This is a genomic window from Micromonospora sp. MA102 (genome assembly GCF_025460765.1).
GTDB classification, from domain to species: domain Bacteria; phylum Actinomycetota; class Actinomycetes; order Mycobacteriales; family Micromonosporaceae; genus Micromonospora; species Micromonospora halotolerans.
The window spans coordinates 212,800-234,856 of sequence record NZ_JAMWEG010000007.1 but is presented as its reverse complement, the minus strand read 5'-3'; the positions used below and the strand labels follow the sequence as shown (position 1 = coordinate 234,856).

24 protein-coding genes are annotated in these 22,057 nt (G+C 75.8%); 11 read left to right on the top strand and 13 right to left on the bottom strand.

Going from position 1 to position 22,057, the window contains the following annotated elements:
• Positions 1-103: 103 nt before the first annotated feature.
• Entirely contained in the window at positions 104-553 is a 450-nt protein-coding gene (locus tag NFX44_RS16735; RefSeq protein WP_262284475.1) for a GNAT family N-acetyltransferase, read from the bottom strand.
• Between the two features lie 30 nt (positions 554-583).
• On the bottom strand, positions 584-844 hold the full coding sequence (locus tag NFX44_RS16730; RefSeq protein WP_107078416.1) for a Prokaryotic metallothionein: 261 nt from the start codon (positions 842-844) through the stop codon (positions 584-586).
• A 157-nt stretch (positions 845-1,001) separates the two neighbouring features.
• Here NFX44_RS16730 and NFX44_RS16725 point away from each other — a divergent pair, with 157 nt between their 5' ends.
• Positions 1,002-1,277 carry an isoamylase early set domain-containing protein gene (locus tag NFX44_RS16725; protein WP_262284474.1) on the top strand — a complete coding sequence of 92 codons (276 nt, stop codon included), beginning with the start codon at positions 1,002-1,004 and terminating at the stop codon, positions 1,275-1,277.
• Positions 1,278-1,284: 7 nt separating this feature from the next.
• Here the strand turns inward: NFX44_RS16725 and NFX44_RS16720 are convergent, their stop codons facing one another.
• Together NFX44_RS16720 and msrB are read right to left on the bottom strand one after the other, a co-directional pair.
• Positions 1,285-1,656 carry a hypothetical protein gene (locus NFX44_RS16720; RefSeq protein ID WP_262284473.1) on the bottom strand — a complete coding sequence of 124 codons (372 nt, stop codon included), beginning with the start codon at positions 1,654-1,656 and terminating at the stop codon, positions 1,285-1,287.
• 37 nt (positions 1,657-1,693) lie between these two features.
• Positions 1,694-2,104: a peptide-methionine (R)-S-oxide reductase MsrB gene (gene msrB / locus NFX44_RS16715; protein ID WP_262284472.1), complete on the bottom strand. Its 411-nt coding sequence runs from the start codon at positions 2,102-2,104 to the stop codon at positions 1,694-1,696.
• A 47-nt stretch (positions 2,105-2,151) separates the two neighbouring features.
• Here msrB and ligD point away from each other — a divergent pair, with 47 nt between their 5' ends.
• Positions 2,152-3,180 carry a non-homologous end-joining DNA ligase gene (gene ligD / locus NFX44_RS16710; protein ID WP_262284471.1) on the top strand — a complete coding sequence of 343 codons (1,029 nt, stop codon included), beginning with the start codon at positions 2,152-2,154 and terminating at the stop codon, positions 3,178-3,180.
• A gap of 4 nt (positions 3,181-3,184) precedes the next feature.
• On the opposite strand, the gene NFX44_RS16705 is transcribed toward ligD, so the two are convergent.
• Entirely contained in the window at positions 3,185-3,469 is a 285-nt protein-coding gene (locus NFX44_RS16705) for a hypothetical protein (RefSeq protein WP_262284470.1), read from the bottom strand.
• A 125-nt stretch (positions 3,470-3,594) separates the two neighbouring features.
• On the opposite strand from NFX44_RS16705, the gene NFX44_RS16700 reads away from it, so the two are divergent.
• The 4 genes from NFX44_RS16700 to NFX44_RS16685 are packed head-to-tail and all read left to right on the top strand — an operon-like array spanning position 3,595 to position 11,207.
• Positions 3,595-6,780 carry an FtsX-like permease family protein gene (locus NFX44_RS16700; RefSeq protein WP_262284469.1) on the top strand — a complete coding sequence of 1,062 codons (3,186 nt, stop codon included), beginning with the start codon at positions 3,595-3,597 and terminating at the stop codon, positions 6,778-6,780.
• Positions 6,777-9,500, top strand: coding sequence for an FtsX-like permease family protein (locus NFX44_RS16695; RefSeq protein ID WP_262284468.1), 2,724 nt, complete (start codon positions 6,777-6,779; stop codon positions 9,498-9,500). Before NFX44_RS16700 ends, NFX44_RS16695 begins: the two co-directional genes overlap by 4 nt.
• A 1-nt stretch (position 9,501) precedes the next feature.
• Complete coding sequence (locus NFX44_RS16690) at positions 9,502-10,491, top strand: ABC transporter ATP-binding protein (protein ID WP_262284467.1); 990 nt, start codon at positions 9,502-9,504, stop codon at positions 10,489-10,491.
• On the top strand, positions 10,491-11,207 hold the full coding sequence (locus NFX44_RS16685) for an ABC transporter ATP-binding protein (protein ID WP_262284466.1): 717 nt from the start codon (positions 10,491-10,493) through the stop codon (positions 11,205-11,207). Before NFX44_RS16690 ends, NFX44_RS16685 begins: the two co-directional genes overlap by 1 nt.
• A 79-nt stretch (positions 11,208-11,286) precedes the next feature.
• Here NFX44_RS16685 and NFX44_RS16680 read toward each other — a convergent pair whose 3' ends face one another.
• On the bottom strand, positions 11,287-11,805 hold the full coding sequence (locus tag NFX44_RS16680) for a hypothetical protein (RefSeq protein WP_262284465.1): 519 nt from the start codon (positions 11,803-11,805) through the stop codon (positions 11,287-11,289).
• A gap of 180 nt (positions 11,806-11,985) precedes the next feature.
• Positions 11,986-12,438 (bottom strand): GNAT family N-acetyltransferase, encoded by a 453-nt coding sequence (locus NFX44_RS16675; protein ID WP_262284464.1) that lies wholly within the window; start codon positions 12,436-12,438, stop codon positions 11,986-11,988.
• A gap of 73 nt (positions 12,439-12,511) precedes the next feature.
• On the opposite strand from NFX44_RS16675, the gene NFX44_RS16670 reads away from it, so the two are divergent.
• A complete protein-coding gene (locus NFX44_RS16670; RefSeq protein ID WP_262284463.1) occupies positions 12,512-13,003 on the top strand; it encodes an ion channel in 492 nt (163 codons plus the stop codon).
• A gap of 13 nt (positions 13,004-13,016) precedes the next feature.
• Here the strand turns inward: NFX44_RS16670 and NFX44_RS16665 are convergent, their stop codons facing one another.
• Positions 13,017-14,165, bottom strand: coding sequence for a helix-turn-helix domain-containing protein (locus tag NFX44_RS16665; protein ID WP_262284462.1), 1,149 nt, complete (start codon positions 14,163-14,165; stop codon positions 13,017-13,019).
• 172 nt (positions 14,166-14,337) lie between these two features.
• On the opposite strand from NFX44_RS16665, the gene NFX44_RS16660 reads away from it, so the two are divergent.
• The gene (locus tag NFX44_RS16660; protein WP_262284461.1) at positions 14,338-15,615 is read left to right on the top strand and encodes a YncE family protein; all 1,278 of its coding nucleotides are present in this window, start codon (positions 14,338-14,340) and stop codon (positions 15,613-15,615) included.
• A 15-nt stretch (positions 15,616-15,630) separates the two neighbouring features.
• Here the strand turns inward: NFX44_RS16660 and NFX44_RS16655 are convergent, their stop codons facing one another.
• Both NFX44_RS16655 and NFX44_RS16650 read right to left on the bottom strand, forming a co-directional pair.
• Positions 15,631-17,217, bottom strand: coding sequence for an alpha/beta hydrolase (locus tag NFX44_RS16655; RefSeq protein WP_262284460.1), 1,587 nt, complete (start codon positions 17,215-17,217; stop codon positions 15,631-15,633).
• A 34-nt stretch (positions 17,218-17,251) separates the two neighbouring features.
• On the bottom strand, positions 17,252-18,364 hold the full coding sequence (locus NFX44_RS16650; RefSeq protein WP_262284459.1) for an ATP-dependent DNA ligase: 1,113 nt from the start codon (positions 18,362-18,364) through the stop codon (positions 17,252-17,254).
• Positions 18,365-18,499: 135 nt separating this feature from the next.
• Here NFX44_RS16650 and NFX44_RS16645 point away from each other — a divergent pair, with 135 nt between their 5' ends.
• Both NFX44_RS16645 and NFX44_RS16640 read left to right on the top strand, forming a co-directional pair.
• Positions 18,500-18,712: a hypothetical protein gene (locus NFX44_RS16645; protein ID WP_091311643.1), complete on the top strand. Its 213-nt coding sequence runs from the start codon at positions 18,500-18,502 to the stop codon at positions 18,710-18,712.
• A gap of 65 nt (positions 18,713-18,777) precedes the next feature.
• Positions 18,778-19,200 carry an SRPBCC family protein gene (locus NFX44_RS16640; protein ID WP_262284458.1) on the top strand — a complete coding sequence of 141 codons (423 nt, stop codon included), beginning with the start codon at positions 18,778-18,780 and terminating at the stop codon, positions 19,198-19,200.
• Here NFX44_RS16640 and NFX44_RS16635 read toward each other — a convergent pair.
• Positions 19,175-19,687, bottom strand: coding sequence for a GNAT family N-acetyltransferase (locus NFX44_RS16635; RefSeq protein ID WP_262284457.1), 513 nt, complete (start codon positions 19,685-19,687; stop codon positions 19,175-19,177). The genes NFX44_RS16640 and NFX44_RS16635 overlap by 26 nt on opposite strands.
• Before the next feature lie 92 nt (positions 19,688-19,779).
• Between NFX44_RS16635 and NFX44_RS16630 the strand changes: the two genes are divergently transcribed.
• Positions 19,780-20,301 carry a DUF1990 family protein gene (locus NFX44_RS16630; protein ID WP_262284456.1) on the top strand — a complete coding sequence of 174 codons (522 nt, stop codon included), beginning with the start codon at positions 19,780-19,782 and terminating at the stop codon, positions 20,299-20,301.
• Here the strand turns inward: NFX44_RS16630 and NFX44_RS16625 are convergent.
• Entirely contained in the window at positions 20,295-21,209 is a 915-nt protein-coding gene (locus NFX44_RS16625; RefSeq protein ID WP_262284455.1) for a DNA-3-methyladenine glycosylase, read from the bottom strand. The genes NFX44_RS16630 and NFX44_RS16625 overlap by 7 nt on opposite strands.
• A gap of 186 nt (positions 21,210-21,395) precedes the next feature.
• Entirely contained in the window at positions 21,396-22,040 is a 645-nt protein-coding gene (locus tag NFX44_RS16620; RefSeq protein ID WP_262284454.1) for a hypothetical protein, read from the bottom strand.
• Positions 22,041-22,057 lie beyond the last annotated feature (17 nt).

The following is a 22,057-nucleotide window of genomic DNA, read 5'->3' as shown; positions in this document are numbered from 1 at the left end:
TTGCACGACGCCCGGACGGTGCGGGAGTTGCCCCCTCCCGCGGCTCGCGTGGCGGCTCCGCCTGGCACGCTGCCACAGGAAAGCGGTATCCGTCAATGTCCGCTCAGGCGGCGGCGCGACCCTCCCGCCGCATCGGCGTGTGCGGGATCCCGTCCTCGACGTAGCCGGGGCCGCTGACCGCGAAGCCGTGGCCGGCGTAGAAGCCGACAAGGTGGGTCTGCGCCTCCAGCACGCACGGGCCGTCGCCCACCACCGCCAGGGCCTCGGCCATGAGCGCGCCGGCCAGGCCCGCGCCGCGGGCCGCCGGCGCCACCACCACCCGGCCGATCCGCGCCACCCCGCCCGGGTCGGCCAGGATCCGCAGGTACGCCACCACGTCGCCGTCCCGGGTCAGCCACAGGTGCCGGGTGCCGGGTTCGACGTCCCGGCCGTCGAGCTCCGGGTACGGGCAGGACTGCTCCACCACGAACACGTCGATGCGCAGCCGCAGCAGGTCGTGGAAGGTGCGCGCGTCCAGTTCGGCGAGGGCGGCCAGGTGGGACTCGGTAGGCATCCCGCGATGGTAGGCCCGCCCCCGGAGCGCTTACGCGGGGCGGGCGCCGACCGCGTCGCGGACCTCGGCGCCCTGGTCGCCCTCGACCGCCCGCGCGCAGTGGGCGCAGCAGAAGAAGCGGCCGGAGACCTCGACGCCGTGCCCGACGATCTTGATCTGGCAGTGCTCGCAGATGGGCGCCATCTTGTGGATGGCGCACTCGAAGGAGTCGAAGGTGTGCGTGGCCCCGTTGACCGTGCGCACCTCGAACGCCATCCAGTAGTCGTTGCCGCAAACCTCACAGGTAGCCATACGAAACCCCCCGAAAACGGACCCGTCATCCCAGGGTCGACGAGCGGACACCTCACGGCAACCGAAACCGGCGAACCTGATCCGGCTCGACGGCGAGTCGCCCCCGGCGTGTCGCGCGTTAGACCTGGTGACCGCCTCGAACCTCGGAGGAACCCCCTTGATCAAGCGCAACAAGCTCTTCGGCAACCAGACCCGGGTCACCTTCTGCCTCCCCCGGGACACCCCGCCCGGCACGGTCAGCGTCGTGGGCTGCTTCAACGACTGGCAGCCCGGCCGGCACGAGCTGGTCGCCCGCCGGGACGGCACCCGCACGGTGACGGTCCGGCTCGGCCCGGGGGAGTACCGCTTCCGCTACCTGGCCACCGGCGGCGTCTGGCTGGACGACGAGTCCGCCGACCAGGTCGACGACCGGGGCGGCACCCTCCGGCTCTGACCAGCGGTCAGCGGCCGCGGGCCTGCCGGACCGCGAGCACGAGCGGCAGCAGCGGGACGAAGATCCACAGCTGGCGCGGCGTGTAGTGGCGCAGCTCGGCGGGGACGTCGACGCCGGCCAGTTCCCGCTCCAGGGCGCCCCGGCGGCTCAGGGTCGCCGCGTGCAGCGCCAGCGGCACGTAGTTCAGCCCGACCAGCGCCAGGTAGACGCCGAGGGCGGTCCGGACCGGACCGCCCTCGCGCGCCGCGCAGAGTCCGAGCGCGACGCAGCCCACCACGCCGACGACGAACTCCACCAGGATCACCCGGCGCCGGACTGGCGAGCCGGCCGAGCCGTACATGTCCACGGCGGCGAGCCGCCGTACGTCGAGGTGGGGCATGACCACATCAGTAGCGTGGCCGGGCAAAGCGGCCGGCTCAGGAGTCCTTCGGCTCCAGCCGGACCGAGACCGAGTTCACGCAGTGCCGGGTGTCCTTCGGGGTGAAGCCCTCGCCCTCGAAGACGTGCCCCAGGTGGCTGTCGCAGCGGGCGCAGCGGATCTCGACCCGCCGCATGCCGAGGGTGTTGTCGGGGATCTCCTTGACCGCGCCGGGGATGGCGTCGTCGAAGCTCGGCCAGCCGCAGTGCGAGTCGAACTTGTCCTCACTGCGGAACAGCTCGGCCCCGCAGGCCCGGCAGTGGTAGACGCCGGGGGTCTTCGTGTCGACGTACTCGCCGGTCCAGGGGCGTTCGGTGCCGGCCTCGCGGAGCACCCGGAACTCCTCGGGGCTCAGCCGGACCCGCCACTCGTCCTCGGTGCGGGGCAGTTCATTGTCGGAAAGACTCACCCGTCAACGGTACGTCGGCCGTCGGTGGCATCGCATAGGGTCGCCAGATGGCTGGCAGCAAGGCCGCAGTCGAGGAGATCGAGGTCGCCGGGCACACCGTACGGCTGAGCAGCCCCGACCGGGTGATCTTCCCGCAGCGCGGCTTCACCAAGGCGGACGTCTTCCACTACTACCTGTCGGTCGGCGAGGGGATCATGCGGGCCCTGCGCGACCGGCCCACCACCCTGCAGCGCTTTCCGGAGGGCATCGAGGGCGAGGCGTTCTTCCAGAAGCGGGTGCCGGCCCGGGGCGTACCCCCGTGGGTGTCCACCGCGGAGATCAGCTTCCCGAGCGGCCGGAAGGCCGCCGAGCTGTGCCCGGCCGACCTGGCGCACGTGGCCTGGGCCGCGCAGATGGGCACCGTGGTGTTCCACCCGTGGCCGGTGCGCGCCGCCGACGTCGACCGTCCCGACGAGTTGCGCATCGACCTGGACCCCCAGCCCGGCACCGACTTCACCCACGCGGCCACCGCCGCCGGTGAGCTGCGCGGGCTGCTCGACGAGCTGGGCGTGACCGGCTGGCCGAAGACCTCCGGCGGCCGGGGCGTGCACGTCTACCTGCGCATCCAGCCGCGCTGGACGTTCGTCGAGGTGCGCCGCGCCACCATCGCGCTGGCCCGCGAGCTGGAACGGCGCCGCCCCGAGCTGGTGACCACCGCCTGGTGGAAGGAGGAGCGGGGCACCCGGGTCTTCGTGGACTTCAACCAGATGGCCCGCGACCGCACCATCGCCTGCGCGTACTCGCTGCGGGCCAACGGGCGGGCCACCGTCTCCACCCCCGTCGAGTGGGCCGAGCTGCCCGACGTCGACCCGGACGACCTCCACCTGGGCAGCGTGCCGGCCCGCTACGCCGAGCGCGGCGACCCGCACACCGGCATCGACGACGCCCCGTGGGACATCACCCCGCTGCTGGAGTGGGCCGAGCGGGACGCCGCCGCCGGCCAGGGCGACATGCCCTACCCGCCGGAATATCCGAAGATGCCCGGCGAGCCGAAGCGGGTGCAGCCCTCCAAGGACCGGGACCGGCCGCGCGCCTGAGCGGTCAGCGGCCGGCGAGCGCCTCCACCGCCGCCTTGGCGGTGCGCAGGTCCGCGCCGGTCGCCCGGCGGTACGCCGCGATCGCCTTGATCTTCTCGCCCCGGCCCAGGTGCGCGTGCACCTCGGGCAGCTGGCGGCCGGGGTCGGTCACGCCCAGATGCCTCATCACCAGGTCCAGCCGCCGCTCGATCTCCGCCAGCCGGTATTCCTCCGGGCCGGGCCGACGGCCCGCGGCGAGCTGCCCGGCGAGCAGCAGCAGGACCGCGACGAGCAGGATCTCGATCACCATGACGATCAGCGAAGCAGATCGGCGCGAACGGCGCGGATAACGATCACGTAACGCGCGCGAACCTTTCCCGCCCCCCGACTGGTCTACCTGGTCGTCGGCCCGCCAGGGCCAGGAGAGGACGTCGGATGAAGCTGGTGTGGAGGCGGGCAGTCGAGGCTCGTGGACTGCTGCTCGCCGCCGCTGTCGCGGCCCTGGTCGCGGTCGCGTTGGTCACCGGGCTCTCCGACTACAACCGCCGGGCGGTGGACGCCGGCGCGCGGGCGGTGCTGGACGCCGCGCCCGCCGAGGAGCGCAGCCTGCTGGTCAGCGGCTCCGGCGGGCAGGACGCCGCCGCGTACGCCGACCGGGACCGGGCGGTCCGTGCCCAGTTCGCCCACGGCCTCGGCGGCGTACCGGTCTCGGTGGCCGCGGCCCGCTACGGCACCGGTCGGGAGCTGACCGGCGACCTCGGGCCGGCCCGCACCGACGACGACCCGATGTTCGCCAACCTCGCCACGCTGGCCGACCTGCCGGCGCACGCCGAGCTGACCGGCGGGTCGTGGCCGGCCCCCGGCGCGTCGCCGTTGCAGGTCACCCTCCCCGAGAAGATCGCCGGCCAGCTCGGCCTGCGGGTCGGTGAGCGGGTGCCGCTCTACGACCGCAGCGCCGAGCGGGCCGGGGCCGTGGTGCTGGCCGGCACCTGGCGGCCCCGCGATCCGGGCGACGCGTACTGGCGTCTCGCCCCGGGTGTGGGCGACAGCCAGGGCGACGCGGCGAGCGAATCGTACGGGCCGTTCACGCTGGACCCGGCCGACTTCGCGCGCACCTTTCCGGGTTCGACCTCGGGCGCCTGGCTGGTCGCCCCCGACCTCGCCAAGGTCGAGCCGAGCCGGCTGACCGGGGTGACGGCGGCCCTCGCCACCGTCGTCGAGGAGATCCCCGACGCCACCGGCCTCGGCTCCTCCACGCAGACCGTGAGCCACCTGGACCGGCTGGTCGACCGGCTCGGCCGGGCGGACCTGGTGGGCCGGTCCGCCCTGCTCACCCCACTGCTGCTGATCGTGGTGCTCGGCGGGTACGCGCTGGTGCTCGTCGCCGCGCTGCTCAACGAGGACCGCCGCGGGCAGACCGCGCTGCTGCGCGCCCGTGGCGCCGCCCGCGGCCAGCTCGCCGGACTCGCCGTCCGCGAGGCCACCCTGGTGGTGGCCCCGGCCGTGCTGCTCGCCCCGGCGCTGACCGGGCAGGCCGTGCACCGGCTCGGCGGTGACCTGCGGCTGGCCGACGGCGGGGTGGCCCGGATCTGGCTGGTCGCCGTGGCCGCCGCGATCGGCTGCCTGCTCGCCATGGTGCTGCCGGCGCTGCGCCGGGCCGGCACCTACGTCGCGGACATGGCGGCCCGCTCCCGTCCCACCCGGGGAGCGGCGGTGCAGCGGGCCAGCGTCGACGTGGCCCTGGTCGCGTTGGCCGTGCTCGCCTGGACCCAGTTGCGGCAGTACTCGTCGCCGCTGGCCGGGGCGGGCGGGCGGCTCGGCATCGACCCGCTGCTCGCCGCCGCGCCGATCATCGGCGTGCTGGCCGGCGCGGTGATCGCGCTGCGGCTGCTGCCCCCGGCCACCCGGGTCGCCGAACGCTTCGTCGACCGGCGGCCGTGGACGGCCACCATGTTCGGCATGTGGCAGGCCGGCCGCCGGCCGCACGCCGGCCCGGTGCTGCTGCTGGCCCTCGCCGTCGGCGGCAGCACGCTGGCCTGGTCGCTGGTCGCCTCCTGGGAACGGTCGCAGAGCGACCAGGCGCGGCACACCGTCGGCGCGGACCTGCGGCTGGTCGAGCGCAACGGCGCCGCGCCCACCGACCGGGCCGGCCGGTTGGCGGCCACGGCCGGGCTGGACCGGGTGCTGCCGGCCTGGCGGGACGATGTCCGGCTCGGCCGCGACGACCGGCCGGCCAGCGTGGTGAGCCTCGACGCCGCCGCCGCGACCGGGATGCTCACCCTCGACGACGCGGCCGGCGGGGCGTCCACCGCCGCGCTGCTGGACCGGCTGGTCAAGGGGCGGGCCGCGCCCGCCGGGGCGGTCCTGCCGGCCGGCGCGCACACCCTCGCCGGCACCGTCCGCGCCCCGGTCGACACCCCGTTCGCGAACCCGCAACTGACCGTGTCCGCGCTGCTCACCACCGATGCCGGCGCCGCCTGGCGGGTGCCGCTCGGCGTCGCCGGAGGCGACGGCCGCCCGGTGCGTTTCGCGGTGCCACTGCCGGAGACCGGGGGCGCACCGCTGCGGCTGGCCGGGTTCGAGGCCGACGGCGGGGAGGCGGTCGGCTTCACCTACCGGCTGAAGATCGACGGGCTCCGGCTCACCGACGCTGCCGGTGCGGCGCTGCCGCTGCCGCTCGACGGGGACTGGCGGGTCACCGACACCGCGCAGGGACCGCACGACCAGGCCCGGGTCGCACCGACCACCGTCGACGCCACCCACAAGATCGACCTGCCGGACGGGGCCCTGGAGTTCGCGCGCCAGCCGTCCTCCCGGTTCGCCGTGGTGCCCGCCGCGGACGACCCGCCGGTGCCCGCCCTGGTCACCCCCGGCGTCGCAGCGGCGCTGAACATCCGCGCCGGCGACACCGTGCCCCTGCAGCTGTCCGGGGTGTCGCTGCCGGTGAAGGTGGTCGGCCAGGTGACCGCCGTGCCCGGCACCGCCGGCGACGGCGTGCTGCTCGACCTGCCCGCCGCCACCAACCTGCTGCTCCGCCAGCAGGGCACGGTCCGGCCGGTGGCCGAGTGGTGGCTGCGTACCGACGCCGGCGGGCACGCCGCCGCGGCGGAGCAGCTGGCCGGGTTCCCCGGCACCACGCTGCTCGACCGGCGGCAGGTCGCCGCGGAGGCGGCCCACGACCCCTACTGGCGGGGCGCCCGCACCGGGCTGCTCGCCGCCGCGCTCGGCTCCGTGCTGCTCGCCCTGGTCGGCCTGGCCGTCGACGTCTGGGCCACCACCCGGCACCGGCTCGCCGAGTTCGCGGTGCTGCACACGCTCGGCGCGAACGCCCGGCTGCTGGCCCGCGCGCTCCTCGCCGAACAGGCGTTCCTGGCCGGCATCGGCGTCGGCGTCGGGCTGCTGGTCGGGGCCGGCGTCGCGGCCACCATGGTGCCGTTGGTGATCCTCACCCCGGCCGCCGGCCGGCCGGTGCCCGAGGCGGTGTTCACGGTGCCGTGGTCGCCCGTCGGGCTGACCGCCGTCGGGCTGCTGCTGGCCGCGCTGGCCTTCGCCGCCCTCATCACCACCGGCATCCGCCGCCGGGTGGCCGCCGCACAGCTCCGGATCGGGGGAGAACGATGAGTCCGTCAGGTGCGCCGCGGCGGGTCCGGGCGTACGGGGGGCACTTCCTGCTGCTCGCCGTCCTGACCCTGATCACCGCGCTGCTGATCACCGCCCTGCCCCGGGTCGTCGACCGGCTCACCGGGCAGGGGCTGCGGGAGCACGTGGCCGCCCAGCCGGTGGCCCGGCGCGACCTGACGTACAGCACCGAGCAGACGATCCTGCCCCGGACCGCCTCCCGGATCGCCGCCACCCGCGCCGCCGAGCTGGACGCCGTCGAGGCGCGGATGCCCGAGGCCGTGCGGCAGGTCATCGGCGAGCGGTGGTACGCCGCGGAGACCGGGTTCACCCGGCTGACCGGGCCGACCCTGAGCGCTGACAAGGGCCTGATCGACGTGAGCCTGCGCACCGTGACGGGCCTGCCCGAGGCGGCCACCCTGGTCGAGGGGCGCTGGCCGGCCGGTGGCGCCGGCGCCGGCGTCGAGATGGCCCTCGCCGACACCGTGGCCGGGCCGCTCGGGATCCGCGCCGGCAGCACCTTCGCGCTGTCCATCCTCGACGAGCGCGGCAAGCCGGTGCGGAGCATCAGGGTGGCCCTGGTCGGCGTGTTCCGGCCCACCGACCCGCACGGCGGGATCTGGGACGCGCTGCCGTCGATGCTGCGGCTCGCCGCGCCCACCGGCGACGGGAAGCCGTTCCTGTCCGTCGCGTACACCTCCGAGGCCGGCTTCGACGCGGCCGCCACCTCCGGCTGGCCGGTCAGCTTCAGCTGGCGCTATCGGGTGGCACCCGACCGGTTCAACCCGGGGCAGCTCTCCGCCGCCGTGGCCGGGCTCGCCGCGATGGAGCGCACCCGGCCCGCCGGGCTCACCCTGACCCAGGGCGTCGACATCCCGCTGCGCCGCTTCGCCGAGTCGCTCGCCGCCGCCCGTACGCTGCTCGCCGTCATCGCGGCCGGGCTGCTCGCCACCCTGGCCGGCCTGATCCTGCTCGCCGCCCGCCTCGCCGCCCGCCGCCGCCAGAACGAGTACGCGCTGCTGCGCGCCCGGGGCGGCGCGACGACCGCGGTGCTGGGCCGCGGCCTCGCCGAGTCGCTGCTGGTGCTGCCCCTCGCCGCCGGCGTGGGCTGGCTGCTCGGCGGGCTGCTCCCCGGTGGCGGCGCCGAGCTGCGCTGGGTGCTGCTCGCCACGCTGCTGGCCACCCTGGTCCCGCCGCTCGCCGCGCTCACCGCCGGCCGCGGCGGTGGCGGCCGGAGCGACCTGGGCGGCGCCCGGTCCCCGGCCGTGCGGCTCACCGTCGAGGCGACCGTGCTGGTGGTCGCCGCGCTCGGCGCGTTCCTGGTGCGCCGGCGGGGCCTCACCCTCGACGGGACGGTGGACCCGCTGCTCGTCTCGGTGCCGGTGCTGCTGGCCGTCGCCGCGGCGCTGGTCGCCCTGCGCGCCTACCCGTGGCCGTTGCGGCTGCTCAGCCGGGCCGCCGCCCGGGCCCGGGGGAGCGTCGCGTTCCTCGGCACGGCCCGCGCCGGCCGGGCCGCCACCACCGGCCCGCTGGTCGTGGTGGTGCTGTCCGTGGCGACCGCCGCGTTCTGCGGGGTGGTCGCCACCGGCATCGAGAACGGCCGGGACCGCGCCGCCGCGGCCGCCGTGCCCGGGGACGTCCGGGTCGACGGGGACCGGTTCGCCCCGGACACCACCGACGCGCTCGCCGCGCTGCCCGGCGTCCGCGCGGTCACCCCGCTGCTGGTGGAGGCCGGCCAGCGCCCGTACGCCGACGAGGCCGGCCGGTTCGCCGGGGTGGGGGACACCCGGGTGCTGCTCGTCGACGGCGCCCGGTTCGCCGAGGTGGCCCGCCGCGCGGGCGTCCCGGTGACCGTCCCCGACCCGCTGCGTGCCACCGGCGACGGCACCACCCCGCTGCCGGCGCTGGTCTCCCCGGTGCTCGCCGACGAGTTGACCGAGGCCGGGCTGGCCGACCCGGCCGGCCGGCGCCCCGCCTGGCTGGACGTGCAGGGCAACCGGTTCCCCGTGCGCACCGCCGCGACCGTCGACGAGTTCGCGCTGGTCGACCGGAGCGTGACCCGGTTCGTGGTGCTGCCCTGGCCGGCGCTGCCTGCGGGCGCCCTGCACCCGCTCGCGCCCACCGGCTTCCTGCTGGCCGGCGACCGGGTCGACCCGGCCGCGGTGGCCCGGGTGGCCGCTGAGGGGCAGGAGCGCTACCAGCGCACCGGGGTGGTGGCCGGCGGGGAGCGACCCACCCAGCCCACCGTCACCACCCGGTCGGCGGTCCGCGCCGAGCTGGGCGGCAGCGGGGTGAACGGGCTGCTGGTCTTCGGCTTCACCATCGGCGCGGCCGGCGGGGCCGTGCTGGGCCTGCTCGCGCTGGCCTTCGCCGTGCTGGCCGGGGCGCGCGGCCGCGGGCAGGTGCTGTCCCGGCTGCGCACCATGGGCCTGTCCCGCCGGCAGTGGCGCGGTCTGCTGCTGGTGGAGCTGACCCCGCTCGTGCTGGTCTCCGTGCTCACCGGCGCGGTGGTCGGCGCGCTGCTGCCGGTGCTGCTCACCCCCGTGCTCGGCCTGCCCGCCTTCACCGGCGGGATGGCCGTGCGGGCACGTTTCGAACCCGGCCTGGTGGCCGGGGTGCTGGGCCTCGCCGTGGTGGCCCTCGCCTTCGCCGTCGCCGTCGAGACCCTGAACAACCGTCGGATGCGCCTCGGCGAGGTGCTCCGGCTCGGAGAGGAGAGCTGAGATGACCGCGATCGCCGAGGCGTCGGCCGTACCGGACCTGGCCGCCCTTCAGCGGCGCGCTGCGGAGCGCGCCGCCGAACGGGCCGGCGGCCGGGACCGGCTGCGCGGGCACATCGTCTGCGACGGGCTGGTCCGCATCTTCAAGACCGAGGGGGTGGAGGTCGTCGCCCTCCAGGGCCTCGACCTGGTCATCGACCGGGGTGAGCTGGTGGCGATCGTCGGCGCGTCCGGGTCCGGCAAGTCCACCCTGCTGAACATCCTCTCCGGGCTGGACACCCCGACCGCCGGCATCGCCCGGGTCGCCGAGTACGACCTGCTCGCCCTGTCGAACCGGCGCCGGCTCGCCTACCGCCGCCAGATGGTCGGCTTCGTCTGGCAGCAGACCGGCCGGAACCTGCTGCCGTACCTGACCGCGCTGGAGAACGTCGAGCTGCCGATGAAGCTGGCCGGTGGCCGTTCCCGGCGGGCCCGGCGGGAGCGGGCCCGCCAGCTGCTCGACATGGTCGGGGTCGGCTACTGCGCGGACCGCCGGCCGGGCCAGCTGAGCGGCGGCGAGCAGCAGCGCTGCGCGGTCGCCGTGGCGGTCGCCAACGACCCGGAGGTGCTCTTCGCCGACGAGCCGACCGGTGAGCTGGACGAGGCCACCGGCGCCGAGGTCTTCGCCGCGCTACGCACCATCAACGCCGAGCTGGGCGTCACCATCGTGGTGGTCACCCACGACCAGGCCGTGGCCGGTCAGGTCCGCCGCACGGTCGCCATCCGCGACGGCCGGACCGCCTCCGAGGTACGCCGCACCGCCCGGGTCGCCGCCGACGGCAGCACCGAGCTGGTCAGCGAGGAGTACGCGGTGCTCGACCGGACCGGCCGCATGCAGCTGCCGGCGTCCTTCGTGGACAGCCTGTCCCTGCGCGACCGGGTCCGGCTCAACCTGGAACCCGACCACGTCCAGGTGCGGCCGGGCGACCGGGCGCACGACGAGGAGAGTGAGTGATGACCGAGCAGCTGACCGTGGCGCCGGCCCGCGTCGCCGTCGACGAGGTGGTCCGGGTCGAGGGGGTGAGCCGCACCTTCGGCAGGGGCGAGCACGCCGTCCACGCCGTACGGGACGTCTCCTTCGTGGCCGGCCGGGGTGAGCTGGTCGCGGTCCGAGGCCGCTCCGGCGCCGGCAAGACCACCCTGCTGAACCTGGTCGGCGGGCTGGACCGGCCGGACAGCGGGCGGGTGCGGGTGGCCGGCCACGAGGTCACGACCGCGAGCGAGCGGGAGCTGCTGGCGCTGCGCCGGGGCACTGTCGGGTTCATCTTCCAGACCTTCGGCCTGGTGCCGATCCTGTCGGCGGCGGAGAACGTCGGGGTGCCGCTGCGGCTGGCCAAGCTGCCGGCCGCCGAGCGGGAGCAGCGGGTGGCCGTGCTGCTGGAGCTGGTCGGCCTGGGCGGGCACGCCGCGCAGCGCCCGTACGAGCTGTCCGGTGGCCAGCAGCAGCGGGTGGCGGTGGCCCGGGCGCTGGCCAACGAGCCGGACCTGCTCATCGCCGACGAGCCGACCGGCCAGCTCGACTCGGAGACCGGCCGGTCGATCATGGACCTGCTCCGGGCCGTGGTGCACGCCCGCGGCATGACCGCCCTGGTCGCCACCCACGACCCGGCCCTGATCGACATGGCCGACCGCACCCTGACCCTCCGCGACGGCCGCCTGGTGACCGACTGACCCACCCCCCACGTCCCCGACCTGGTGATCATGAAGTTGTTGTCGTGACACGCCGCACCGGCCGGTGACAACTTCATGATCACCGGGGGGAGTGGCGGTGGTGGTAGGACCAGGTGAGGGCCAGAAGGAGGGGGCCCCAGAGCAGGAGGGGGGCGTAGCAGGCCACCAGGAGGGTGAAGCCGGTCGGGGTGAAGCCGAGGTCGTTGCCGTTGGCGGGGACGCCCCACGCGGCGTACCCCCAGATCAGGGTGAGGGCGACGGCGCCGGCGGTGGCGGCGGTGACGGCGAACCGCGGCGGCACCCGCCGGCCGCCGACCAGCGGCAGCCACCCCGGGAACACCTCGCCCCACGGCCGGACCAGGCCCAGGGCGAGCAGCGCCAGCCCCTCGGAGACCAGGCTCAGCGAGACGATGTAGACGCTCTCGCCGGGGCCCGGGTCCACCGGAGTGCCGATCGGCAGGCCGGCGACCAGGGCGACCCGCCACAGCCCGGATGGCAGCACGAGCAGCGGGATCAGGTGGGCGACGCGCACCGTCCAGGCCGGCGCGGGACGGACGGCACGGAGGTGGACGGTGCCGGAAACGGTGTCGGTGGTCATGGGGCCTCCCCGGAGCTGGAACTGGCTCCAGCCTGCCGACCGGTCCGGTGCGCGGCCTCCCCGCGACCGGGGAATACGCTCCCCCGGCCGGGGGAGGGTCGTCAACCGGCGGCGGCCGGGGAAGGGGCCGTCAGCCGGCGGCGGCCGCGGGGAGGGGCCGTCAGCCGGCGGCGGCCGGGGTCACAGGGCCAGCTTCATGCCCTCGTGGCTGGCCACGAAGCCGAGGTTGCGGTAGAAGCGGTGCGCGTCGGCGCGGCTCTTGTCGGTGGTGAGCTGCACCAGCGCGCAGCCCCGCTCCCGGGCCCGGTCGATCGCCCACACCATCATCTCCCGGCCCAGCCCCCGGCCGCGCAGGTCGGAGCGGACCCGGACCGACTCGATGAGGGACCGCTCGGCGCCGTGCCGGCCCAGCCCCGGGATGTAGGTGATCTGCATGCAGCCGACCAGTTCGCCGCCGGTCTCCGCGACGACCAGGTGGTTGCGCGGGTCGGCGTCGATGGCGGCGAACGCCCGCTCGTACGCCTCGTCCACCGCGGTGAAGTCGCGGGCCTTGCCGAGCACGTCGTCGGCGAGCAGGGCGATGACGGCGGGCAGGTCGGCCCGGACGGCCTCCCGGAAGATCACGTCGGTCATGCGGGGCAGCCTCGCACAGTCACGCCCGACGATGCGGTCGCCTCGGTTGCCGGCACCGGGCAGCATGTGCGCCATGGACGTCCTGCTGTTGCCGTTCCGCTGGATCTACCGGGGTCTGGTCTGGTTCGCCAACTCGCCGCGCACGTTGATCATCTCGTATCTGCTCATGATCGTGGTGGCCGGCGTGCTGTACAGCCAGGCCGAGCACAAGAACGCGGCGGACTCGATCTGGTGGGCCGTGGTGACCGCCTCCACCGTCGGCTACGGCGACATCTCCCCGACCTCGTTCGCCGGGCGCTTCCTCGCCGCGCTGCTCATCTCCACCATGGTGCTGCTGGTCATCCCGCTGATCACCGCACACTTCGCCAGCCGGCTGATCGTGGACGACGACGCCTTCGAGCACGCCGAGCAGGAGGAGCTGAAGGCGGACGTGCGGCGCCTGCGGGCGCTGGTGGAGGAGATGGCCGCCCGGCAGGGCATCGAGGTGCCCGACCTGGCGCGCCCCGAACCGGCCAGCCCGACCCCGCCGTGGGAACGGCGGCGCCGACGCCGCCGGACCCGGTGACCACGGCCGGCCGTCAGGGCCGGTCGAGCCAGGTACGCAGGGCCCACCACCAGCGGACCGTCTCCGGCACCGGGCACCGCGCGCCCTCCTCGACCGGCGGCCCGCCGGTGAGTTCGCGCAGCCGGCGCAGCCGGTAGCGCACGGTGTTCGGGTGGACGTGCAGGGCGGCGGCGGTCTGGTCCAGCCGCTGGCCGTGGTCCAGCCAGGCCAGCGCGGTCGCGGCCAGCTCCCGGTGGAACTCGTCGGCCGGGTCGAGGCCGCCGAGCAGCGCGCTCCGGAGCAGCTCGGCGAGGGCCGGCTGGGCGGCCAGCGCGGTCGGGACGGCGAGGTCCGTCACCAGGTGCAGGCCGCGCAGCCGCCGGTGCGCCGCCGTGCGCAGGGCGGCCAGGCAGAGCGCGTACATGGCCGGGGTCCGGTCCAGCGGCCGGACCGGGGCGACCACCACCAGCAGGTCGACCGGGCCGGCGGACGGCAGCCGGGGGGTGAGGCCGGCCAGCCGGTCCTCGACCGTGCCGAGCACCCCGCCGCATTCGGCGAACTGCCGGTGCAGCGAGTGCGCCCGGACCGGGTCGGGCTGCTCGGCGACGAGGCAGTGGTAGCGCCCGTCCGGGCGTAGCCCGAACCGGGCCAGCTCGGCCGGCGGCACGCCCGCCGGCCCGCCGAGCAGCAGCCGGCGCAGCAGCCGGGCGCGGGCCGGCCCGCCGGTGGCGGCCAGCTCGCGCTCGGCCGCCCGGTGACCGTCGACCACGGCGCGTTCCACGGCCGCGGCGTACCGGCCGATGGTCAGCAGCCCCTCCAGGAGCACCTCGTCGGGGATCCCCGCCGCCCGCCCGTGCCGGACGACCAGCTCCACGGCCCGGTCCCGACCGCCCTGCACGCCGCACAGCAGCCCGGCCACGGAGACGCCCTGCGCGGCCCGGTCGGCGCCCAGCCGCCGCGCCTCGGTGAAGTCGCGCTCACCCGGGTCCTCCCGCCGCTCCAGCGCGCCGAGCCCGCTGGTGAGCAGCAGGACGACCTGGCGGTGGACCTCCGCGGGCGGGAGCCGGGCCACCTCGGGGGAGTGCGCGCGGGCCGCCCCGACCACCTCGCCGACGGCGACCGGGTCGGCGGCCAGGTCGCGCAGCAGCGCCCCGAAGGAGGGTGCGCTCCCGGTCCGGGTCATCGGCTTCCGCCGCCTCCCGTTGTCGTCGCGGCACAACCGGGCCGGCCGGGTGTTGGCGTCCGGTCCCTATCCGGTGCGGCCGGCGGGTTGCTCTCCTGATTGTTACCGCAAGGTAACACCGCCCGGCGCAGAGAGAAACGTTGATGTCGCAACCGGCCACCAGGAGGCGTCCATGACCCCCGCCCCGACCCGCCCGCCCCGTCCCCGCGGCCGCCGCGCCGCCCTCGCGGCGCTGGCCGCCCTCGCCCTGGCCGTGCCGGCCCCGATGGCGGCGGCCCCTCGCCCCGCCGCGGCCGCCGCCGGCCTGCAGGAGGTGATGTTCGTCGGCAACAACTGGGAGGGCACGGCCGACGTCATCCGGTCCCGCGGCGACTACGCGCGGCTCGACCGGATCAACGTGGTCCCGGACCGGACCGAGCGGCTGCGCGAGATCTACCTGAACCCGATCCGGCTGGCGTTCTTCCTCGGCATCCGGCAGGGCCCGGGGGAGGTCCACGACCAGCTCGTCGACGACATGTACACCACCCCGGACGGCACCGCCCTGGTGGTGTCCCGGCCCAGCTTCGCCGACGTGGTCTCCGTCGACCTGGCCACCGGCCAGATCCGCTGGCGCTTCGCGGTCTCCGGCTACCGCGCCGACCACATGGCCGTGTCACCGGACGGCAGCCGGGTGGCCGTCTCGGCCTCCACCGGCAACACGGTGCACGTACTCGACATCCGCACCGGCCAGCAGCTCGGCTCCTTCCCCACCGGGGACAAGCCGCACGAGAACATCTTCACCGACGGCGGCCGGCTGCTGTGGAACATGTCCATCGGCGAGGTGAACACCGACCTGGACGCCCCCTGGCTGGACTGGACCAAGGGCGACCGGCGGATCACCGTCGCCGACACCACCACCTTCGGCGTGGTGAAGGTGATCGACATGCGGTCGCGGCTGGACGCCGCCGGTCGCCGGGACCTCTCCGACGCGGTCCGCCCGGCGGTCTTCACCCCGGACGGGAGCCGGCTCTACTTCCAGGTCTCGTTCTTCAACGGCCTGGTCGAGTACGACGTCGCCACGGATCGCGTCACCCGGGTCGCCACCCTGCCGAAGAACCTCGCCACCAGCGCGGACCGCACCACCTGGGTGAACGACTCCCGGCACCACGGCCTGTCGGTCAGCCCGGACGGCGCCCGGCTCTGCGTCGCCGGCACCATGGACGACTACGCCACCGTCGTGGACCGGGCCACCCTGCGCGAGGGGACCCTGGTGCCGGCCAGCAAGCCGTACTGGGCCACGGTCAGCGGGGACGGCCGGGACTGCGTCATCTCCGAGTCCGGCGCGGACCGGGTCACCGCGATCAGCTTCGCCACCGGGCAGAAGGTGGCCAGCGTGCCGGTCGGCGACCACCCGCAGCGGGTCCGCATCGGGCACCTGCCGCTGGACTGGACGCCCCCGGCGGCCGGCTGACCGGCCCGCGCACCGTCACCGGGCGGGGCAGCGCAGCCCCTCCCGGGGGACGGTGAGCGAGACCAGGTAGGCGTCGACGGCCCTCGTCACGCAGGCGGTCTGCGGGTAGGCCGTGTGCCCCTCGCCCTCCCAGGTGAGCACCCGGCCGACGCCCAGCATCGAGGCCAGCGCGGCGGTCTGCTCGTAGGGCGTGGCCGGGTCGCCGGTGGTGCCGACCACCAGGATCGGCGGGGCGCCGGCCGCCTTCCCGGTCGGGTACGGGTCCCGCCCGCCGGGCCACTCCACGCAGCCGAGCATCCCGACCGCCAACGCCGGGCCGAACAGCGGGTACTTCTGCCGCCACTGCGACTGGACCGACCGGATCCGCTCCCGGGTCGGCTTCTCGGTCTCGTCGGCGCAGTTCACCGCCATGTTCGCGTCGAACATGTTGGAGTAGTGCCCGTCGTCCTCGCGGCCCGCGTACGCGTCGGCCAGCTTGAACACGCCGCTCGGGTCACCGCCCTGCAACGCGTCGACCGAACGGGCCAGCTCCTGCCAGCCCTGCTCGGTGTAGAGGGAGGAGATGACCGCGTAGAACACCCAGCCGGCGGTCGCCTCCCGCCCGTCCCGGCCGCGCACCGGCGAGACCCTCGCCTTGTCGATGGCCGTGGTCACGGCGGCCCGCGCGTCGGGCGCGATCGGGCAGCGACCGGCGTTCGCCGCGCACCAGCGGGCGAAGTTGTCGAACGCCCGCTCGAAGCCCTTCGCCTGGCTCTCCGAACCGGCCATGAGCTTCTGCCGCGGGTCCACCGCCCCGTCGAGCACCAGCGCGCGCACCCGCTGCGGGTAGAGCTGGGCGTAGGTCGCGCCGAGCAGCGTGCCGTAGGAGTAGCCGAGGTAGGTCAGCTTCTCGTCGCCGACGGCCGCGCGTACCGCGTCCATGTCCCGCGCGGCCTGCTCGGTGCCGTAGAGCGGGAGCTGGGCGCCGTACTTCGCGCCGCACCGCTGGCCGATCCGCCGGTTGAGGTCGACGAAGCCGTCGAAGGACGCCTGGCTCTCCGGGTCGGGGTCGTAGCCGAAGCTGGCGTCCAGGTCGGCGTCGGAGAGGCACTTCACCGGGCTGGACCGGGCCACCCCGCGCGGGTCGAAGCCGACGATGTCGAACCGGTCGGTCACCTCGGCCGGCAGCCCGCCGAACCCCGGCCCGTAGGACAGGTAGACCGCCGTGTCCACGCCGGACGCGCCCGGCCCGCCCGGATTGACCACCAGCGAGCCGATCCGGTCGCGCTGCTTCTCCGACCGGATGCGGATCAAGGCGATCTCGAAGGTCTCCCCGGCGCCCGGCCCGGCCGTCGCGCCGGTCGTCGCCCCGGTGCCCCAGTCGCGGGGTACGGCGATCCGGGCGCAGTCGTAGCGCATGCCCGTCGCGCCCCGCCCGACCAGCTCGTCCGGCACCTCCGGGCAGGGTCGCCAGGTCGGCGCGGTGCCCGGCGCGGCCGCCTCGCCCTGGCTCTCGGCCCGCGGGGCGAACGCCGGCAGCGTGCAACCGGCCGTGAGCACCAGCGCCGCGAGGAACCCGGCCAGGGTGGGCCGGCGGCGGATCCGGTCGGAGAAGCGGGTCACGTGGGAGCCCTCCATGATCGTGTGGACGGCCAGGCTACGCCCGGCCCGTCCCCTCGCCGGCGGTCGCCGCCGGGTCGCCCCGGAGCACCTCGTCGACGTCGTAGCGGATCGGGCGCTCCAGCTGCTCATAGGTGCAGGAGCGGGGATCGCGGTCGGGACGCCAGCGGACGAACTGGGCGGTGTGCCGCAGCCGGTCGCCCTCCATGGCGTCGTAGCCCACCTCGGCCACCAGCTCCGGGCGCAGCGGCTCCCACTCCAGGTTCTTGCCGCCGGTCCACCGGCTCACCCCGCCCGGGATGCGCTGCCCCCGCTCGTGGTCGCCGTGCACCCACGGGTGGTCGCCGCCGACCTCCCGGTAGGGCTCCAGCTCGTCCAGCAGCTCCTTGCGGCGGGCCGCGGTGAACGAGGAGCTGACCCCGATGTGGTGCAGCACCCCGGCGTCGTCGTAGAGGCCGAGCAGCAGCGAGCCGACCACCGGGCCGGACTTGTGCCAGCGGAAGCCGGCCACCACGGCGTCGGCGGTGCGCGCGTGCTTGACCTTGAACATCAGCCGCTTGCCCGGCTCGTAGGGCAGGTCGGCCGGCTTGACGATGAGCCCGTCCAGCCCCGCCCCCTCGAACACGTCGAACCAGCGCCGGGCCGTCTCCGGGTCGGTGGTCACCTGCGTGACGTGCACCGGCGGGCGGACCTTGGCCAGCGCCTTCTCCAGGCGGCCCCGCCGCTCCGGGTAGGGCCGGTCGGTCAGCAGCTCGTCGTCGAGGGCGAGCAGGTCGAAGGCGACGAAGTCGGCCGGGGTGGTCTCGGCGAGCAGCTTCACCCGGGAGGCGGCCGGGTGGATCCGCTGGGCGAGCAGCTCGAAGTCGAGCCGGGGCTGGCCGCCGGGGCCGTCCCGGCGGATCACGATCAGCTCGCCGTCGACCGCGCACCGCTCCGGGAGCTGGCGGCGCGCCTGCTCGACCACCTCCGGGAAGTAGCGGGTCATCGTCTTGCCGCCGCGGCTGGCCAGCTCGACCTCGTCGCCGTCGCGGAAGATGATGCAGCGGAAGCCGTCCCACTTGGGTTCGTAGGTCAGGCCGGAATCGGTGGGCAGTTGGGGCACGCTCTTCGCCAGCATCGGCTCGACCGGCGGATTGATCGGCAGGTCCACGGCGACCAGTCAATCAGACCCCACCGACGGTGGTGAGCCGGATCACCGGCGCCGCCGGGCGGCGTGTCCCGTCCCGGGCCCGTTCGTCACCCGCGACCAGATGGTGAAACCGCAGGTCAGCGCTACGGTCGCGGCGTGCCGGAGTGGAGCTGCGGATGCTGCGGTCGCTGGCGGGTCAGCGTGGAACTGATCCGCGGGCGCTACCGCTACCGGCTCGTGCACCGCTACCCGGCCGAGCACGGCGGCGGCGCGAACGTCGTCGGCGAGGTGGCCTCCGTGGCCGAGCTGGAGCTGCTGCTCCGCCGGTACGCCCCGGTCGGCCTGGCCGACCTCCGCGAGGCGGCCTGACCGGGATCACCCGCGGTCGATCCCCGGCGTAGCCTGACCCTGATCACGCCAGGGAGGGGAGCGGCATGCGGTTCGCCGAGTCCGTCGAGATCGCCGCCGACGTCGACCGGGTCTGGGCGGTGCAGACCGACGTGGAGCGCTGGCCGGAGTGGACGCCCTCGGTGACCTCCGCCCGGCGGCAGGAGCCCGGCCCGCTCACCCTCGGGGCGACGGCCCGGCTGGCGCAGCCCCGGCTACGCCCGGCGGTCTGGCGGGTCACCGAGTTCGACCCGCCGCACCTCTTCGTCTGGGAGTCCGACAGCCCGGGCGTGCACAGCCGCGGCGAGCACCGCCTCGTCCCGCTGGCCGACGGGCGGGTCCGCGCCGAGCTGGTGATGGTCCAGACCGGCCCGCTGGCCGGGCTCGTCGGGCTGCTCGCCGGCCGGACCATCCGCCGCTACCTGCGGCAGGAGGCCGACGGGCTCAGGCGCCGCTGCGAGCGGGGCTGACCCCGCCGGGCGCGCCCGCGACGACCTTCTCCAGCACCGCCAGGCGGTTGCCGTTCTCGTCCGGCCGGTGCGTCACGACCCGGTAGCCGCGCCGCGCGTACAGGCCCAGGTTCTCGGCGCTCTCCGCGCCGGTGAACAGGGCGAACCGGGCCACCCGGCCGGCGCACGCGGCCTCCACCGCGGTCAGCAGCCGGCCACCGATGCCCCGCCCCTGCTGGTCCGGGGCCACCGAGAGCCGGCCGACGTGGGCGGTGTCGCCGTCGACGCGGGCGCGTACCGAGCCGACGAGGCGGGGCCCGAGCCGGGCGGCCAGGACCACGGTGGGTCCGGCCAGGGCGGCGCGCACCTCGTCCAGGGTCTCGGTCAGCGGCGGCAGGAACAGGTCGCGGTAGCGCTGCGCCTCCACCAGGTACGCGGCGCGCTGCACGGTGAGGATCTCGCCGGCGTCCGCGACACCGGCCGGGGCGACGGTCAGCTGGTCGGTCACCCGACAAGCCCACCACAGCCCGCCGGACCGGCACCGGGCGGGCCACCCCGCCCGGCCGTACGCTGGCGGCGTTCCGCGAGGAGGAGGCCGACGTGCCGGAGCTGACGTACCCCGAGGTGGGCGCGACCCGCGACGGGCGCCTGCCGGCCGGCTACGACCACCTGCGCCACCGGGTCCGGCTGCCCGACGGCGGCTTCCCCACCGCGGCGGACGCGGTGCTCGGCTGGCGGCTGCACCGGACCGCCGGTGTCGTCATGCGCACCGACGCGCCGCGCGCCGCCGCCGGCGTGCGGGTCACCCCGGGGCTGGGCGTCGGCCCGCTGCGGGTCTGGGGCCCGACCGAGGTGGTCTGGACGGTCGACGAGCCGGACCGGGCCGGGTTCGGCTACGGCACCCTGCCCGGGCACCCGGAGATCGGCGAGGAGGCGTTCCTGGTCACCCGGACCGCCGACGGGGTCTGGTTCGAGGTGACCGCGTTCAGCCGGCCGGCCCGCTGGTACGTGCGCGCCGCCGGGCCGCTCACCCGGGCCGTCCAGCGGGCGTACGCCTGGTGGCTCGGCCGGACCCTGCGCCGGCTCTGCGCCGGCCATCAGGCGACCGCCCGGGGTCAGTAGCCGGCGAAGGAGCGGATCGGGGCACGCGGCCCGTACTTCGGCGCCTGGATGCCGGCGGCCTCCAGCAGCACGCAGACCCGGCCGCGGTGGCCCCGGAACGGTTCCAGCAGGGCCAGCATCCGGGCGTCGTCGCCGCGCGGTTCCCCGGCCAGCGCCCAGGCCACCGTGTTCGGGACGTGGTAGTCGCCGACGCTCACCGCGTCCGGGTCCCCGTAGGCGATCCGGACCACCTCGGCGGCCGTCCACGGCCCGATGCCGGCGATCGCGGTGAGCCGGCGGGTGGCCTCGGCGGCGTCGGCGCAGCGTTCGAGCCGGTCCGCGACGGCGGCCGCGCGGCGCAGCGTGTCGGCCCGCCGCTGCTCCACCCCGAACGGGTGGAAGACCCAGTACGGCGTGGCCGCCACAGCGGCGGCCTCGGGCGGCAGCAGCAGCGGCTGCAGCGGCCCCGGCGCCGGCTCCCGGAAGTGCCGCACCGTCGCGGAGTACGCCCGGTACGCCTCCTTGCCGGTGACCTTCTGCTCGAAGACCGCGCGCAGCAGCCGGGGGAAGACCTGGCCGGTGGCGGGCATCCGCAGCCCGTGGTGCGCGCGGGCCAGCCGGGCCACCAGCGGGTGCGCGCCGGCCAGCGCGGCGAACCCGGTCAGGTCGTCGCGGAGCCCGGCCACCGCGTCGGCCCGCTCGACCACCCAGTCCGCCCCCGGGCCGTAGCCCTCGGCGACCAGGTCGCCCGCCTCGGGGCGCAGCGCGAGGGTGGCCGGTCCGGCCGGGGTGCGGGTGGCCCACCAGAAGCTGCCGGCGGCGATCCGGGCGCACGGGTCGTAGGGGCTGAAGGTGAGCGCGCGGACCGAGGCGGCCAGCCGGTAGCCGGCCGGAGGGCGCAGCGTCCGGCGGGCGGCGGGGGAGGTCACCCGCTCACTCTGCCACGCGCGTCCCCTGTGACCACGGACACCGCTGCGAGGCGAATGCGGCGCCGGCCCGCATCGGGCCGGCGCCGCGCCGGGACGGGGGGCTGCCGGATAGCCGTCGTCCCGGAACCACGACGGTGGCCGGCCGCGCCCTCCCCGGCTGCGACCGGCCACCGTGTCCGGGGTCCGTCAGTACGAGTAGCCCGAGTCGCCGCCCGAGTCGCCCGACGCCGGCGGGGCGACCGCCTTCGGGGTGCCGGAGGGCAGGCAGGTGAGGTTCTTCTTGCCGTTCGGGTCGACGACGAACCAGGTGCCGCCGACGCCCTGGCCCTTCCACTGACCGGGCTTCTTGTCCCCGATGTAGCGGTAGACCGGCCAGCCCCCGATGGTGATCTGCCGGGTACCGTCCTGCCGGGTGACCGTGCCGACCTTGTCGTCGGAGACGCCCTGGAGCTGCGGGTTGCCGTCGGTCAGCGCGGGCGGCCAGACCTGGGCGCACTTGTCCACGCAGTTGGACTGCGGCGGGTCGGCCGAGTCCTTGTCGAACCGGTACAGCACCCAGCCGTCCTGGTCGGTGACGACCTTGCCCATCCGGGGCAGCTTCTTGCCGACCAGTTCGTCGGTGAGTTGCACGTCGGACGGGGGAGCCTTGTCGGCCGGCGCGTCCGGAGACGCGGAGGCTTCCGGTTCGGCCGACGCGGTGGGTTCGGCCGCGGCGACGGCGACCGGCTCGGCCGCGCTCGAGTTCGCCCCGTCGTAGCCCGCGGGGGCGCAGGCCGTTAGTGCGACCATCGCGCTCGCGACGATGACGGTCGTCCGCTTCAGGTGTGCCACGTGCCCTCCTCGTTCTT